Origin of the sequence: Dactylosporangium sp. NPDC005572 (genome assembly GCF_040605515.1) — a bacterium.
Taxonomy (GTDB): Bacteria; Actinomycetota; Actinomycetes; order Mycobacteriales; family Micromonosporaceae; genus Dactylosporangium.
Map to the genome: position 1 here is coordinate 1 of NZ_JBEXCY010000251.1, position 15,486 is coordinate 15,486.

General features: G+C 76.4%; 13 protein-coding genes and 1 pseudogene. 11 read left to right on the top strand and 3 right to left on the bottom strand.

Features of this window, described 5'->3' with window-relative positions; translation table 11 throughout:
- From ABZS66_RS54005 to ABZS66_RS54055, 11 genes and pseudogenes are all read left to right on the top strand, one after another.
- On the top strand, nt 1–1,440 hold a 1,440-nt coding region (locus tag ABZS66_RS54005; RefSeq protein ID WP_354771465.1), incomplete at its 5' end, for a Sua5/YciO/YrdC/YwlC family protein.
- A 5-nt stretch (nt 1,441–1,445) separates the two neighbouring features.
- Nucleotides 1,446–1,709, top strand: coding sequence for a HypC/HybG/HupF family hydrogenase formation chaperone (locus ABZS66_RS54010; RefSeq protein ID WP_354771467.1), 264 nt, complete (start codon nt 1,446–1,448; stop codon nt 1,707–1,709).
- Nucleotides 1,706–2,800 carry a hydrogenase formation protein HypD gene (hypD, locus tag ABZS66_RS54015; protein ID WP_354771469.1) on the top strand — a complete coding sequence of 365 codons (1,095 nt, stop codon included), beginning with the start codon at nt 1,706–1,708 and terminating at the stop codon, nt 2,798–2,800. Before ABZS66_RS54010 ends, hypD begins: the two co-directional genes overlap by 4 nt.
- Nucleotides 2,797–3,855, top strand: coding sequence for a hydrogenase expression/formation protein HypE (hypE, locus tag ABZS66_RS54020; RefSeq protein WP_354771471.1), 1,059 nt, complete (start codon nt 2,797–2,799; stop codon nt 3,853–3,855). Before hypD ends, hypE begins: the two co-directional genes overlap by 4 nt.
- A gap of 11 nt (nt 3,856–3,866) precedes the next feature.
- Nucleotides 3,867–4,967: a 4Fe-4S dicluster domain-containing protein gene (locus ABZS66_RS54025; protein ID WP_354771473.1), complete on the top strand. Its 1,101-nt coding sequence runs from the start codon at nt 3,867–3,869 to the stop codon at nt 4,965–4,967.
- Complete coding sequence (locus ABZS66_RS54030; protein WP_354771475.1) at nt 4,964–5,425, top strand: cyclic nucleotide-binding domain-containing protein; 462 nt, start codon at nt 4,964–4,966, stop codon at nt 5,423–5,425. Before ABZS66_RS54025 ends, ABZS66_RS54030 begins: the two co-directional genes overlap by 4 nt.
- The gene (locus ABZS66_RS54035) at nt 5,422–6,237 is read left to right on the top strand and encodes an FAD/NAD(P)-binding protein (protein WP_354771477.1); all 816 of its coding nucleotides are present in this window, start codon (nt 5,422–5,424) and stop codon (nt 6,235–6,237) included. The genes ABZS66_RS54030 and ABZS66_RS54035 overlap by 4 nt, the downstream gene beginning before the upstream one ends.
- Nucleotides 6,237–6,671, top strand: a pseudogene (locus ABZS66_RS54040) (oxidoreductase); the annotation flags it as partial. The gene ABZS66_RS54035 and the pseudogene ABZS66_RS54040, both read left to right, overlap by 1 nt.
- 334 nt (nt 6,672–7,005) lie before the next feature.
- Nucleotides 7,006–8,316, top strand: coding sequence for a Ni/Fe hydrogenase subunit alpha (locus ABZS66_RS54045; protein ID WP_354771479.1), 1,311 nt, complete (start codon nt 7,006–7,008; stop codon nt 8,314–8,316).
- A complete protein-coding gene (locus ABZS66_RS54050; RefSeq protein WP_354771481.1) occupies nt 8,313–8,789 on the top strand; it encodes a hydrogenase maturation protease in 477 nt (158 codons plus the stop codon). The genes ABZS66_RS54045 and ABZS66_RS54050 overlap by 4 nt, the downstream gene beginning before the upstream one ends.
- A gap of 161 nt (nt 8,790–8,950) precedes the next feature.
- Complete coding sequence (locus tag ABZS66_RS54055; protein ID WP_354771483.1) at nt 8,951–10,846, top strand: DUF4118 domain-containing protein; 1,896 nt, start codon at nt 8,951–8,953, stop codon at nt 10,844–10,846.
- A 16-nt stretch (nt 10,847–10,862) separates the two neighbouring features.
- On the opposite strand, the gene ABZS66_RS54060 is transcribed toward ABZS66_RS54055, so the two are convergent.
- From ABZS66_RS54060 to ABZS66_RS54070, 3 genes are all read right to left on the bottom strand, one after another.
- Nucleotides 10,863–13,574 carry a cation-transporting P-type ATPase gene (locus ABZS66_RS54060; protein WP_354771485.1) on the bottom strand — a complete coding sequence of 904 codons (2,712 nt, stop codon included), beginning with the start codon at nt 13,572–13,574 and terminating at the stop codon, nt 10,863–10,865.
- A 143-nt stretch (nt 13,575–13,717) separates the two neighbouring features.
- Nucleotides 13,718–14,722 carry a nitroreductase gene (locus tag ABZS66_RS54065; protein ID WP_354771487.1) on the bottom strand — a complete coding sequence of 335 codons (1,005 nt, stop codon included), beginning with the start codon at nt 14,720–14,722 and terminating at the stop codon, nt 13,718–13,720.
- Nucleotides 14,723–14,764: 42 nt separating this feature from the next.
- Nucleotides 14,765–15,486 (bottom strand): universal stress protein (locus tag ABZS66_RS54070; RefSeq protein ID WP_354771489.1); only part of this gene is annotated, 722 nt, incomplete at its 5' end.

Below are 15,486 nucleotides of genomic sequence, written 5' to 3' on the forward strand. Positions count from 1 at the left end.
GGCCCGCTGGCAGCCGCGGTGGCGCCCGGCACCGACCGGCTCGGCCTGCTCCTGCCCGCGACGCCGCTGCACCACCTGCTCTGCGCCGACCTGGGCCGCCCGCTGGTCGTCACCAGCGGCAACGTGGCGGACGAACCCATCGCGATCGACGACGGCGATGCCCGGCGCCGGCTGTGGGGGCTCGCCGACGGGTTCCTGGGCCACGACCGGGTGATCCGGTCGCGGTACGACGACTCCGTGGTCCACGTCGTCGCCGGCCGGCCGGCCGTCGTGCGGCGGGCCCGCGGCTACGCACCCGACCCCCTCGACCTGCCGGTCCACGCGCCCGAGCCGCTGCTCGCCGTCGGCGGCCAGCTCAAGCACACGTTCACGATCGCCCGGGGCGGCACCGCGATCGTCGGACCGCACACCGGCGACCTCGAACGGCAGGACGCCCTGGAGTCGTTCACCGCGAGCCTGCGGCACCTGTGCCGGGTCGCCGGCGCCGATCCCCGGGTCGTCGCCCACGACCTGCATCCGGGGTACCTCTCGACGCAGTACGCGACGGCGCTGCCGCAGTGCCGGCAGGTGGCGGTCCAGCACCACCACGCCCACGTCGCGTCGTGCGCCGCCGAGCACGGCGTCACCGGCCCCTTCCTCGGCGTCGCCTACGACGGGCTCGGCCTCGGCGACGACGGCACCCTCTGGGGCGGCGAGATCCTGCTGGCGGACCTGCGCTCGTACCGGCGGATCGCCCGGTTCGGCCGGGCCCCGCTGCCCGGCGGTGCCGCCGCCGTGCGCCGGCCGGCCCGCATGGCGCTCGGCTACCTGTTCGGTGCCGAGTTCGGTACCGAACCGACGGGGGACGCCGCCGCGCTGCGGACGCTGGCGGCGCCGTTGCTGCAGCGGCTGCCCCACACCGAGGTGGCCACCGTCCGGCGCATGGTGCGCCGCGGGGTGAACTGCCCGCCGGCATCGAGCGCCGGCCGCCTGTTCGACGCCGTGGCGGCGCTGCTGGGGCTGGGCGACGACGCGACCTACGAGGGTGAGGCCGCCGTGGCGCTGGAGGTGCGGGCGGCCGGCCATGGCCCCGCCCCGGCCCTGCCCTGGCGCCTCGCCACCCGCGACGGCCTCGTCGTCTACGACCCCGGGCCGACCCTGCACGGCGCGCTGCTGGCCAGGCACGACGGCGCCCAGACCGGCTACGTGGCCGCCGCGTTCCACGCCACCGTCGCCGCCGTGACCGTCGCGGTCTGCGCGGACGCCGCCGAGCGGCACGGCACGTCCGTGGTCTGCCTGTCCGGCGGGGTCATGCAGAACCGCGTCCTCGTCGGGGCGCTGGTCGCCGGGCTCGCCGGGGCGGGGCTCACGCCGCTGGTCAACGAGCGCGTGCCGGCCAACGACGGCGGCCTCAGCTACGGCCAGGCCGCGGTCGCCGCGGCCCGGCTCCGGGAGGGGTGACGGGGATGTGTCTCGGCGTGCCGGGCCGGGTCGTGGCCGTGCGCGACGGCGGCGGGCTGCCCATGGCGACCGTCGACTTCGGCGGCGTACAGCGCGAGGTGTGCCTGGCCTACACGCCGGAGGCCGGCGAGGGTGACTACGTCGTCGTGCACGTCGGGTTCGCGATCAGCCGCCTCGACGAGGCCGAGGCGCTGCGGACGCTGACGGTACTGCGGGCGATGGGCGACGCCGTCGAGCGGGAACTGTCGCCGGAGGGGGCGGAGCCGTGAGATACCTGCAGGAGTACCGCGATCCCGGCCTCGCCCGGCGGCTGCTCGACCAGCTGCGCACGGAGGCCACCCGGCCCTGGACGGTCATGGAGGTCTGCGGCGGGCAGACGAACACCGTCGTGCGGCAGGGCCTCGACGAGCTGCTGCCCGCCGGGATGCGGATGATCCACGGCCCCGGCTGCCCGGTGTGCGTCACGCCGCTGGAGCTCGTCGACAAGGCCCTCGCCATCGCCGCGCGGGACGGGGTCGTGTTCACCTCGTACGGCGACATGCTCCGGGTGCCCGGCAGCGACACGGACCTGCTGGCCCTGCGGGCCCGCGGCGCCGACGTGCGGGTCGTGTACTCCCCGCTGGACGCGGTCCGGATCGCCGCCGCGCACCCGGACCGCCAGGTCGTGTTCTTCGCCGTCGGCTTCGAGACCACCGCGCCGGCCAACGCCATGGCCGTCCTGCGGGCGCACCACCTCGGGCTGCGCAACTTCAGCATGCTGGTCAGCCACGTGCTCGTGCCGCCCGCGATGACCGCGATCCTCGACGCGCCGGACTGCGAGGTCCAGGCGTTCCTCGCCGCCGGGCACGTGTGCGCGGTCATGGGCTGGACCGAGTACGAGCCCATCGCCGCCCGCTACGGCGTGCCGATCGTCGTGACCGGTTTCGAGCCGCTCGACCTGCTCGAAGGGCTGCTGATGGCCGTGCGGCAGCTCGAGGCCGGGCACGCGGCCGTGCAGAACCAGTACGCCCGGGCGGTGCGCCGCGCCGGCAACGCCGTCGCCCAGGACACGATCCGGCGCGTCTTCCGCGTCGGCGACCGGGCCTGGCGCGGTATCGGCGCCATCCCGGACAGCGGGCTGCGGCTCACCGCCGAGTTCGGCGCCTACGACGCCGAGCTGCGCTTCGCGGTGGACGGCGTGACGACCCGCGAGCACCCGGACTGCATCGCGGGTGCCATCCTGCGCGGGACCCGCCTGCCGACCGACTGCGCCGCCTACGGGACGCGGTGCACCCCGCGGGCGCCGCTCGGTGCGCCGATGGTGTCCTCCGAGGGCACCTGCGCCGCGTTCCACGCCGCCGGCCGGGTGACGGCCCGGTGACCGCGGTGGACCCGGCCCGGGCCGCGTGCCCCGCCCCGCCGCACGAGTCCGAGCGGGTACAGCTCGGGCACGGCAGCGGCGGGCGGCTCTCCGCCGAGCTGCTCGGCCAGGTGGTGCTGCCGGCGCTCGGCGGGCCGCCCGGCGCCGTGGCGGAGGACGCCGCCGTCGTCACCGTGGCCGGCGCGGAGGTCGTGCTCAGCACGGACGCGTTCGTGGTGGACCCGCTGTTCTTCCCCGGCGGGGACATCGGCTGCCTCGCCGTGCACGGCACGGTCAACGACCTGGCCATGCTGGGTGCGGCGCCGGTCGCGCTCACCCTGGCGTACGTCATCGAGGAGGGTTTCCCGATCGTCGACCTGCGGCGGGTCACGGCCTCGGCCGGGGCGGCCGCCGCGGACGCGGGCGTGCGGATCGTCACCGGCGACACGAAGGTGGTCGGCCGGGGCGCCGCCGACGGGCTGTTCGTCACCACGACCGGGCTCGGCCGGCGGCTGCCCGGCGCGCGGATCTCGGCGGGCGCCGCCCGCGCCGGTGACGCCGTGCTGCTGTCCGGGCCGATCGGCCGGCACGGCACGACGATCCTGAGCGCCCGCGAGGCGCTCGGGTTCGAGGCGGGGATCGCGTCGGACACCCGGGCCCTGCACCGGCTGGTCGCCGCGATGGTGGCCGGCGGCGGCCCGGCGCTGCACGCGATGCGCGACCCCACCCGCGGCGGGCTGGCGGCGGCGCTCAACGAGCTCGCGGCCGCCTCCGCGGTCGGTGTCGAGATCGACGAGGCCGCGGTGCCGGTACCGGCGCTGGTGGCCGCCGCCTGCGAACTGCTCGGCCTCGACCCGCTGCACGTCGCCAACGAGGGCTGCCTGGTCGCGATGGTGGCGGCCGACGCCGCCGACGCGGTGCTGGCGACCATGCGCGCGACGCCGGAGGGCCGCGACGCGGTCCGGCTCGGCACCGTCGTCGCCGACCATCCGGGCCGGGTCGTCATGCACACGCTCATGGGCGGCCGGCGCGTGGTCGACGTGCTCGTCGGCGAACAACTGCCGCGGATCTGCTGAGGGAGCGGACATTGGACGACAGGATCGTGCTCGCCGGGCTCGACGGGCTGTTCGCCGCACTGCACGCCGACGGGCGCACGGTCGTCGGCCCCACCGTCCGGGCCGACGCCGTCGTGCTCGCCGAGGTCACCCGGGCCGCCGACCTGCCGTACGGCCGGCGCACCGAGGTCGAGGCCGGCACCTACCGGCTGCGGCCCGGCGACGAGCGGCTGGCGTTCACCCACACGTCCGGCCCGCAGTCGTGGAAGCAGGTGCTGCATCCGCCGCGCGACCGGCTGTGGTCGGCCGACCGGTCGCCGGACCGGTCGCCGGACGGCTTCGCCGCCACGGAGGAGCCGGTGCAGCGGCGCCGGCTGGCGCTGTTCGGCGTGCGCCCGTGCGACCTGCGCGCGATCGGCGTGCTCGACCACGTCCTCGGCGACGGCGGGCGCTACGCCGAGCGCCGCGCCGACGTGCTGGTCGTGGTCGTCAACTGCACCGAGCCCGGCGCCGCGTGCTTCTGCGTGGCCGCCGGCGGGCACCCCGGCGCCGACGACGGCTACGACATCGTCCTGACCGAGCGTCCCGGCGGGGACTACCTGGCCGCCGCCGGCTCGGCCGCCGGCGCGGCGATCCTCGACGGGGTGCCCGCCACGCCGGCGTCGGCCGCGGACGTCGAGGCGGCCGCCGGTGCCGTCCTCGACGCGGCGCAGCGCATGGGCCGGACGGTGCCCGAGACGGACCTGCGCACGCTCCTGGCCGGGCACCGCGAGGACCCGCGCTGGGACGACGTCGCCGCGCGCTGCCTGACCTGCGGCAACTGCACCATGGTCTGCCCGACGTGCTTCTGCACGTCCGTCACCGACACGACCGACCTGACCGGCGACCACGCCGAACGGTGGGAGACCTGGGAGTCGTGCTTCGACCTCGACTTCAGCCACCTGCACGGCGGGCCGGTCCGAGCCTCCGGCCGGGCCCGGTACCGGCAGTGGCTCACCCACAAGTTCGGCACCTGGCACGACCAGTTCGGCGAGTCGGGCTGCGTCGGCTGCGGCCGCTGCATCGTCTGGTGCCCGGTCGGCATCGACGTCACCGAGGAACTGCACGCCCTCGCCGCCGGGGAGCCGTCGTGAGCACCACCCGCGAGCTGCTCGAGGCGCACCCGTTCCTGGCCGGCCTGACCGCCGGCGACATCGGGCGGCTGGAACCGCTGGCGCGTCCGGAGCCGTTCCCGGCCGGCACCCGGATCTTCGAGGAGAACGGCCCCGCCGAGCGCTTCTGGCTCATCGGCGACGGGCAGGTCGACCTGGACATCCGGGTGCCCGGCCGCGGCGACGTCATCATGGAGACACTGGGTCCCGGCACGGTCCTCGGATGGTCCTGGCTCTTCCCGCCGTACCGCTGGCACTTCGGCGCCGTGGCCGCCGGACCGGTGCGCAGCATCGCCGTCGACGGCACCGCCGTCCGCGCCCTGTGCGACGCCGACCCGGTGTTCGGCTACGAGCTCACGCGGCGGTTCATGGCCGTCGTCGTGGGCCGGATGCAGGCGACCCGGCTGCGGCTGCTCGACCTGTACCGGGCGCCGGCATGACGACGATGACGCCGAGCCGCTACCGGGTCGCCGGGCGCGCCGACGAGACCGCCGACACGGTCACGCTCGCGCTCGAACCGCTCGACGCGCCGCTGCCGGCGTTCCGGCCCGGCCAGTTCGCCATGCTCTACGCCTTCGGCGTCGGCGAGATCCCGATCTCGGTCTCCGGCCGGTACGGCGCCGGCGGGCTGCTGCACACGGTGCGTGCGGTCGGCGCGACGAGCGGGGCGCTGTGCCGGGCCGAGCCCGGAACGACGCTCGGCGTCCGGGGGCCCTTCGGCCGCGGCTGGGCCCTGCCCGCACCCGACGGCGCCGACGTCGTGATCGTCGCCGGCGGCCTCGGCCTCGCCCCGCTGCGCCCGGCCGTGCGGCAGGCCGCCGCCCACCGCGACCGGTACCGCGACGTCACGGTGCTGATCGGGGCACGGACCCCCGAGGACCTGCTGTACCCCGGCGAGCACGACGAGTGGCGGGCCGCCGGTGTCGGCGTCCACACCATCGTCGACCGGGCGGGGGCCGGCTGGGGCGGCCGCGTCGGCGTGGTGACCGCGCTGTTCGACCGGCTGCGGATCCGTCCGGCCGGGACGGTCGCGTACGTGTGCGGGCCCGAGGTCATGATGCGGTTCGTCGCCCGGGACCTCGCCCGGCTCGGGGTACCGGCGGAAGCGCTGTGGCTGTCGCTCGAACGCAACATGCACTGCGGCATCGGGCACTGCGGCCACTGCCAGCTCGGCCCGCTGCTGCTGTGCCGGGACGGGCCGGTCGTCGCCTTCGACGCCGCCGGTCCGCTGCTGTCCACCAGGGAGCTGTGATGGTGAAGCCGACACTGGCCGTGTGGAAGTTCGCCTCCTGCGACGGCTGCCAGCTCACGCTGCTCGACTGCGAGGACGAGCTGCTGCCGCTCGCCGAGCACGTCGAGATCGCCCACTTCCTCGAGGCGTCCAGCGCCGCCGCACCGGGGCCGTACGACGTGTCGCTCGTCGAGGGCTCCGTGACGACCGAGGCCGACGTCGAACGCATCCACCGCATCCGCGAGCAGTCCGGCATGCTGATCACGATCGGCGCGTGCGCGAACGCCGGTGGCGTGCAGGCGCTGCGCAACCTCGCCGACGTCGAGCAGTTCCGCTCGGTCGTGTACGCCCGGCCGGAGTACGTGGCGACCCTCGCCGACTCGACCCCGATCGCGGCGCACGTGCCGGTCGACCTGGAACTGCCCGGCTGCCCCATCGACCGCCGCCAGCTCATCGAGGTGCTCACGGGCATCCTCGCCGGGCGCCGGCCGGCCCTGCCCGTGCACAGCGTGTGCCAGCAGTGCAAGGTCCGGGGGACCCCGTGCGTCACCGTCGCGAACGGCACACCGTGCCTGGGGCCGGTGACCCGGGCGGGGTGCGGCGCGCTCTGCCCCGCGTACGGCCGCGGCTGCTACGGCTGCTTCGGCCCGATGGCCCAGCCGAACACCGACGCGCTCGTCGCGTCGCTGCGGGCCAACGGCATGAGCCGGCAGGACGTCGCCCGGGTCTTCCGCACCTACCACGTGGCGAAGCCCGAGTTCCGGGCCGCCGCCGAGGAGGGGAGCGCGGATGACGCACCGCCACGACCGGGCCCTGCACGTCGCCGCGCTCGCCCGGGTGGAGGGCGAGGGCGCGATGCACGTCCAGGTCGACGGCGACGTGGTGACCGACGTGCGGCTCGACATCTACGAGCCGCCCCGGTTCTTCGAGGCGTTCCTGGTGGGCCGCGGCCATCACGAGCCGCCGGACATCACGGCGCGCATCTGCGGGATCTGCCCGGTGGCGTACCAGCTGAGCGCCTGCCTGGCGATCGAGGACGCCTGCGGCACACCGGTCAGCGAGCCCGTCGCGGAGCTGCGCCGGCTGCTGTACTGCGGCGAATGGGTGGCCAGCCACGCGCTGCACGTCTACCTGCTGCACGCGCCCGACTTCCTCGGCTACCCGAACGTGGTGGAGCTCGCCCGCGACCACCGCGCCGCCGTCGAACGGGGGCTCGCGCTGAAGCAGGCCGGCAACGCGATCCTCGAGCTCGTCGGCGGGCGGCCCATCCACCCCGTCAACGTGCGCGTCGGCGGCTTCCACCGGGCGCCGTCCCCACCCGAGCTGCGGGCCCTCGCCCGCGACGTCCTGCGGCCGGCGCTCGACCACGCGCTGGCCACCGCCGAGTGGGTCGCCGGGTTCACGTTCCCCGACTTCACGATCGACCATGAGCTGCTCGCCCTGGTCGACCCGGTCGACCCGCAGCGGTACCCGATCGACCGCGGCGCACCCCGGACGTCGGCCGGGCGGTCGTTCGCGGTCGCCGAGTTCGAGCAGCACATCGTCGAGACCCAGGTGCCGCACTCCACCGCGCTGCACGGCCGGCTGGCCGGCGCCGGGACCTACCTGACCGGCCCGCTCGCCCGGTACAGCCTCAACCACGCCCGGCTCTCGCCGCTGGCGCGTCAGGCGGCCGCGGCGGCCGGGCTGGGCGAGCGGTGCGACAACCCGTTCCGCAGCATCGTCGTGCGCGCCGTCGAGATGGTGTACGCCCTCGACGAGGCCCTCCGCCTGGTCGAGGCGTACGAGCCGCCGGACCCGCCGTACGAGGAGGCCGTCCCGCGGGCGGCGACCGGCTGGGGTGCCACCGAGGCGCCCCGCGGCACGCTGTTCCACCGGTACCGGCTCGACGCCGACGGCACCATCGCCACGGCCCGGATCGTGCCGCCGACGGCGCAGAACCAGCCGGCCATCGAGGCCGACCTGCGCCGGTTCGTCCAGGACCGGCTCGGCCTGGACGACGGGCGGCTCACCACCGAGTGCGAGCACGCGATCCGCAACTACGACCCGTGCATCTCCTGCGCCACCCACTTCCTCGACCTCACCGTGGAGCGCCGGTGAGGCCCGGGGTCGTGGTCATCGGGGTCGGCAACCCCTACCGGCGTGACGACGGCGTCGGCCCGGCCGTCGTCGACCGGCTCCGCGGCGCCGGCCTGTCCGGCGTCACCCTGGCCGAGAGCGACGGCGAGGCGTGCGCACTGATGCTCCTGTGGCACGGCCGCCGCCTGGCGATCGTGGTCGACGCCGTGCGCGCCGAACCGCCGTGCCCGGGCCGTGTCCATCGCCTCGTCGTGCCGTGGCCGGCACCGCCCGGCCGGTCCGCGGGCACCCACGCGACCGGCCCGGCCGATGCCGTGGCGCTGGCCCGCGCGCTGGCCCGGCTTCCGCAACGCCTGGTCGTCTACGGCGTCGAGGCGGCCGACACCGGCTTCGGACCGGGGCTCTCGCCGAGCGTGGCGAGCGCCGCCGACCGGCTGGCGGCGCTGATCATCGGCGAGGCGCGGGCCGCCGGACGCGCGGGCACCCGGGCCTGACCGTGCCCGGGGGTCGGCGGCCGGAGAACGGCGGCGGGCCGATGTCACCCGCCGCGGGTGGTGGTGGCGCCCGCCGCGGGGCGAACGGTCGATGTGTGGCTGCAAGACCGGGGCGCTGCGTGCCGGTCCGGGCTCGAGGCCGTTGCCGCCCGGGAGGCCGCATGACGGTGAGCAACGCCGTCCGGCGCCGACTGATGCGCTGGCTGCTGCCGTCGACGCCGCCACCGCTGCTGGTCGGCGTCGCCGTGGCGATGGTGGTGGTCGCAGTGGAGACCGCCGTGCTGGCCGCGCTGCATGCCGCTTCTCCGCCCGGCCAGCCGAGCGCCGCGCTGTACATCCTCGGCGTGCTGGCGCTGACGACCGTGTGGGGCGCCCGGCTGGGCATCGTCACCGCACTGGCCAGCACCGTGACGTTCAACTACTTCTTCATCCCGCCGGGTGGCCTGCACCTGACGGTGGTGCATGACCTGCAGCGCGTCGTGGTCTTCGCCGTCGTGGCGCTGTTCAGCAGCGGCCTGGCCAACCTCGCCCGGTCCCGTGCGGTGGAGGCGCAGCAGCGGGCGGACGAGTCGGACATCGCCGCCGAACTCGCTCGGCGCGTCCTCGGCGAGGACGACCTGCCGGCCGGGCTGCGGGCCGGGTCGCGGCAGCTCGCGGCCCGGTTCGGTCTCCCCAGTGCATCGATCGAGGCCGGCGACGGGCGCTCCGCGGACGGGGTCGCCGGCGCGGTCGTGCTCGGCCTGCGCGACCGGGAGGGCCGCCCGGTGCGGATCGTCGTCCCGGACACCACCGCGGCCGGGACGGTCGACCGGCTCCGGGACCGCCTCGGCCCGGCGCTGGCGGGGATCGTCGGCAGCGCCGTGGACCGCCAGGAGCTCATCGACACGCTGCGGGACACCCAGCAGGCGACCCAGGCGCTGCTGGCGGAGCAGGCCGCACTGCGGCGGGTGGCCACGATGGTCGCGGCCGGCGGGCCGCCCGCGGAGGTGTCCGAGGCGGTGACGGCGGAGCTGCACGAGCTCTTCCGGGGCTATCACACCGGGCTGTTCCGGTACGAGCCGGGCGGCACCGTCGCGGCCGTCTCGGAGCGGGACGAGGACGGGCGGCTGCGGCCCGACCGGCCGGGTGTGCCGATCACCGGTGAGAACCTCGTCGGCACGGTCCTGCGCACCCGCCGCACCGCGCGGATCGACTACGACACCGCCACCGGACCGATCGCCGAACAGGTGCGCGGCGTCGGCGTGCCGATCGTGGTCGACGGCGAGCTGTGGGGCGTCACGCTCATCAGGTCGTTCCGGCGGGAGCCGGTGCCCGCCGACGCGGAGGCCCGCCTGCAGGCGTTCACCGAGCTGGTGGCGACCGCCATCGCCAACGCCGAGAACCGGTCGAGACTCGCCGCCTCCCGCGTCCGGCTGGTCGCCGCGGCCGACGACGCCCGGCGGCGCATCGAACGCGACCTGCACGACGGTCCCCAGCAGCGCATCGTCTCGCTCGCCCTGCGGCTGCGCATGGCGGAGGACTCGGCGCTGACCGACCAGGGGGCGGTACGCCGGCTGCTGGCCGGCACCGTGCGGAGCCTCACCGAGATCCACGAGTCCATGACCGATCTCGCCCGCGGCATCCACCCGGCGCTGCTGTCCCAGGGCGGCGTGGGCCCGATGCTGCGCACCCTCGCCCGCCGTAGCGCCGTGCCGTGCGAGCTGCGGCTGCGGGTCGACCGGCGGCTGCCGGAGCGGGTGGAGGTGGCGGTGTACTACGTGGTGTCGGAGGCGCTGACGAACATCGCCAAGCATGCCGGGGCGTCGACGGTCTGCGTGACGGTGACCGCCGACGAGCAGCGCGTCTCGCTGGCCGTGCGTGACGACGGGACCGGCGGGGCCGACCCGGACGGCGGCACCGGGCTCGTCGGTCTGCGCGACCGGGTGGAGGCCCTGGGCGGCCGGTTCGCCGTGGCCAGCGCGCCGGCGCAGGGCACCACCCTCACCGCCGAGATCCCGCTCACCGCGCCGGACCCGCACGCTGCCGTGGTGTCGTTCCCGATGGTCCCCGCCGGGTGAGGCGCGGCCGGCGCGGTCAGCCGCGGCGGCGCTGCCGGGCCCGCCACAGCTCGTCCGCGCCCCAGACCACGAACGGGAACGGCAGCAGCAACGCCAGCTGGCCGAGGCTCGGCGGGGCGGTGCCGAACAGCCGCTGCAGCGGCGGCAGGTACACGAGGGCCGCCGCGAAGACCAGCTCGAAGGCGATGCCCCACAGCAGCAGCCGGTTGGTGAACACCCCGACGTCGCGCAGCGCCGCGGTCTGGGTCCGCGCGGCGAACGCGGTGCCGATCTGGCACGCCACGATGCCGAGGAACGTCATCGTGGTCGCCTGCTGCCAGGTGTGGTACAGCGGGGTCCCGGGACCGGTCGGGTCGCCGAGGTGCCAGCCGCCCGCCAGCAGCGTGGCGAAGAACGCGGCGAGCACGAGCGCGGCCGACACCCCGCCGAGCAGGGCCCAGGCCCGCAGCAGCATGCGGCGCTCGATGACGTTCTGCCCGCGGGCCCGCGGCGGACGCCGCATCAGTCCAGGCTCCGCCGGTTCGCGGCCGAGCGCGAGGGCCGGCAGCGTCTCGGTGCCCAGGTCGACGGCGAGGATCTGCAGGACGGTCAGCGGGAGCGGGACCGCGCCGCCGGACAGCGCGAAGACGAGGAAGGGCACGACCTCGGGCGTGGCGTGGGCGAAGATGTAGAGGATGAACTTCCGCACGTTGTCGTAGACCCGGCGGCCGGCCTGCACCGCCGTCACGATGGTGGCGAAGTTGTCGTCGGTGAGCACCATCGTGGCCGACTCGCGGGCCACGTCGGTGCCGGCCAGGCCCATCGCGACACCGATGTCGGCGCGGCGCAGCGCCGGCGCGTCGTTCACCCCGTCACCCGTCATCGCCACGACGTGGCCCTGGGCCCGCAGCGCGTCGGCGATGCGCAGCTTCGCCTCGGGTGAGCTGCGGGCGAAGACGAGCTCCCGGTGCCCGGTCAGCAGGCGGTCGAGCTCGGGCTCCGGCATCGCGTCGAGCTCGGCGCCGGTGACGACCCTGGTCTCCTCGGTGGCGATGCCGACCCGGCGGGCGATCTCGGCGGCGGTGAGCCCGTTGTCGCCGGTGACGACCATGAGCCGGATGCCGGCGCTGTGGCAGCGGGCGACGGCGCCAGGCACCTCGGGCCGGGGCGGGTCGAACATGGCCACGACGCCGAGCAGGGTGAGGTCGCGTTCGGCGTCCTCCCGGCGCTGCGGCACGGCATCGCCGGACAGCCGCCGGTCGGCCACGGCGATCAGCCGCAGCCCGCGTGCGGCCAGCTCCGTGACCGCCGCCGTGGTGGCCGCCCGGTCCGCGGCGGTCAGCGGGCGGTCGCCGCCGGCGTCCGCGACCGCCGTGCACAGCGCCAGGACCTCCTCGGGCGCGCCCTTCGCGTGCAGCCGCAGGCCGTCCGCGAGGCGGTCCACGGTGGACATCCGCCGCAGGCCGGGGTCGAAGTGGAACTGCCGGCACTGGCCGCTCCGGCAGGCCGCGGCGTCGAGCGGCACGCCCAGCGCGGCGGCGGCGTGCAGGATCGCGACCTCGGTCGGGTCGCCGGTGTCCGGGTCGAGGGACGCGTTGGTGCACCGCGCCGCGGCGGCGGCCAGCCGCGTCACGACGACGCCCGGCGCGGCGTCGGGCGCGGGTTCGAGCCCGACGCGCTGCGGCAGCGTCCAGACGGCCGTGGCCCGCATGCGGTTCATGGTGAGCGTGCCGGTCTTGTCGGTGCAGATGACCGTGGTCGAGCCGAGTGTCTCCACGGCGCTGAGCCGCTTCACCACCGCGCCGCCCCGCGCCAGCTCGCGCACGCCCATCCCGAGGGCCAGGGTGATGGTCGGGAGCAGGCCCTCGGGCACGTTCGCCACGAGCAGCCCGATGGCGAAGGTGAAGGCGGCCGCGACGGACAGGTGCGCGGCGAAGATGCCCAGCGGCAGGAACGCCAGGCCGGCGGTGACGGCGACCAGGGCGATCAGCCAGGCGACCCGCTTGACCTGAGCCTCCAGCGGGCTGCGGTCGCGGCCGACCCGCTGGCTGAGCGCCGCGATCCGGCCGAGCTCGGTGCGCATGCCGGTGCCGTACACCAGCGCCCGGGCCTCCCCGCCGGTGCAGCTCGTCCCGCTGAACACCAGGTCACGCGCCTCCAGCACCGGCCCGCCCAGGTCGGTCTGGTCCGCCGAGCGGTACGCGGGCAGCGACTCGCCGTTGAGCGTCGACAGGTCGACCTCGACGCCGCCGGACAGCAGCCGCGCGTCGGCGCAGATCCGGTCGCCCTCCTCGACGAACAGCACGTCGCCGGGGACGAGCTCGGTGGCGGCGATCGTGACCCGCTCGCCGTCGCGGACCACGGCCGCGTGCTGCGGCAGGTACGCCGACAGGGCCTCCACCGCCCGCTCGGCCTGCTGCTCCTGGACGAACGCGAAGACGGCGTTGACGAGGACGACGACCACGATCGCCACCGCCAGCGCGGTCGTGCCGGCGACCAGGGCGAGGGCCGCGGCGAGCCACAGGAGCATCGCGAGGGGGTGGACGAGCTGGGCGACCAGTTCGGTCCACCACCGCCGGCCGGTCCGGCGGGTGAGCTCGTTCGGGCCGTGGACGACCAGGCGGCGGGCCGCCTCGCGCCCGGACAGGCCGTCGGGACCGCAGCGCAGGTCGCGCATCAGCAGGTCGACCGGCTCCCGCGGGTCCCGCGGGGCCGGCGGTGCGCCGGCCGCGGGCGTGGTGGCCGTCATCGGCGGGACCTCCGTGACCGACGCATGGGGACCGCCTCCTCGGAACCGGCCGGACTGCTCCTGCTTCCAGCCTGGTGCGCTGCGGTGTCCCCGCGCAGCGCCGGTCGGCCTGGGTGCGGGGTCCGAAGGTCCCCCGGGCGCGGTCAGTCCGGCGCCGACTCGGCGACGACCTCGACCATCTCGGCCGCCGGGCGGCGCGGCGCCCTCGGGGGTGGCGGCCCGGCGGCCGGCACGCCGATCCGCACGCCGATCGCCGGGTGGCCGACGTCGCCGAGCATCCGCTGCAGGGCGACGCGCGCCGCCGGCTCCTCGACCAGGTCGCTCATCGCGGACGTGGCGAGCCCCTCCGCGGTGGCGGCGAGCAGGACGGCCGACAGGGTCACGCCGCCGCGGAGCCAGTCGGCCGGGCCGTCGCCGTCGGTGACGACGATGCCGTACCGCGCCTCGCGGTCGGCGACGTCGGTGTCGCTGTAGATGGCGGGGACGTAGCCGGCGGTGCTGAAGTCGCGGATCGGCACCGGCCGCACGCCCGGCGGCGTGATCGTGTCGACGGGCAGGCCGTCGCGGCCCGAGCCCGGCGGCCGCAGCCAGGACAGCAGTTCGGCGCGGTAGGCGGGGTCCGCGAGCTCGGCGGCCGCCGCGTGCCCCGCGGCGGCGATCACCGTGAGCAGCTCGGCGGCCCGCACGAGGTGCAGGTGGGCGCCGGCCCGATCCGCCGTCACGCGGAGCCGTTCGAGCGCCTCGTCGGGCACCGGCGTGCCGGAGAACGGCCGGCGGTCGGACTGCCGGACCGCGATGACCTCCCGCAGCCGCTGCGCCGCCGCCGACGGGCCGGTGTCGCCGCGGTACCGGATGACGGCCAGCGCGTCGGGCGTGCCTTCGCCGGGCAGCAGGTCCACCTCGAAGTCCACCCCGCCGGCGGCGAGCGTCACGCACGCGTGGTGCAGCGCGGCGCCGCAGCTGGTCACCAGCAGGCGTCCCTCCGGGTCGATCCTGGCCAGGCGGCGGCTGCGGTCGGCGGACAGGCGCGCGGTGTCCCGTTCGATGTGCCAGCGCCACGGCTGGGTGTTGAGCACCGACGGCGCCTGCAGGGCGACCAGGGCCGCGTCGGTGAGGATCCGGCTCGCGGACCCGACGAGCAGTGTCATGGCGACCTCCTTCCGGCGGGTGCTGCCCGGTACACCGGGCGTTCATGCCGCCGCGGCCGCCGGGACCCGGCTCGGGCCGTGGGCGATCAGGACCGGGCAGGCGGCGTACCGCAGGACGTGGCTGCACACCGAGGAGCTGGGCGGCTGGACCCGGTCGGCCGGGCACCGCGTGCCGAGCACCAGCAGTGCGGCCCACTGCGACGCCATGGTGAGCGCCATGACCGGGTCGCCGGGCTCGCCGCGGATCTCGACCTCCAGCAGCGGGTACCGGGCCCGCCACGGACGGGCCGCCTCCCGGAGCGACTCGTGGACGACGGTCGCGGCGTCGCACAGGTCGGTGGCCCGCTCCCCGCCCGGACGCCACAGCTCCAGATGCTGCCACGCCTGCAGGACGACGAGCCGGCTGCACCGGGCCGCGGCCTCGGCGAAGGCGAGCCGCAGCGCGCGTCGCGCGGAGTCCGAGCCGTCGAATCCGACGACGACCGGCCCGGCACGCGGCAGGACGGCGTCGGGGGCGGCCCACCGCCGGGCGTTGTGCACGACGAGGACCGGCGCACCGGCCCGGGCGGCGAGCTCCCGGCTGACCGGGCCGAGCGGCGCGGTGTGGTGCCCGGACGTGCCCCGCCCGCCGACGACCAGCAGCCGCGCCTCCTCCGCCATCTGCTGCAGCACGCTCACCGGCGACCCGGCCCGGGTCTCACCGGTGGCGGCGACGCCGACACACCAGCGCCGGGCCTCCGCCGCGGCGGCCGCGGCGACGTCCG

Bases quoted from the DNA above. Each gene is read 5' to 3' on its own strand.
- ABZS66_RS54010 (WP_354771467.1), top strand. From the start codon at position 1,446: ATGTGTCTCGGCGTGCCGGGCCGGGTCGTGGCCGTGCGCGACGGCGGC.
- ABZS66_RS54035 (WP_354771477.1), top strand. From the start codon at position 5,422: ATGACGACGATGACGCCGAGCCGCTACCGGGTCGCCGGGCGCGCCGAC.
- ABZS66_RS54045 (WP_354771479.1), top strand. From the start codon at position 7,006: ATGACGCACCGCCACGACCGGGCCCTGCACGTCGCCGCGCTCGCCCGG.
- ABZS66_RS54055 (WP_354771483.1), top strand. From the start codon at position 8,951: ATGACGGTGAGCAACGCCGTCCGGCGCCGACTGATGCGCTGGCTGCTG.
- ABZS66_RS54060 (WP_354771485.1), bottom strand. From the start codon at position 13,574: ATGACGGCCACCACGCCCGCGGCCGGCGCACCGCCGGCCCCGCGGGAC.
- ABZS66_RS54065 (WP_354771487.1), bottom strand. From the start codon at position 14,722: ATGACACTGCTCGTCGGGTCCGCGAGCCGGATCCTCACCGACGCGGCC.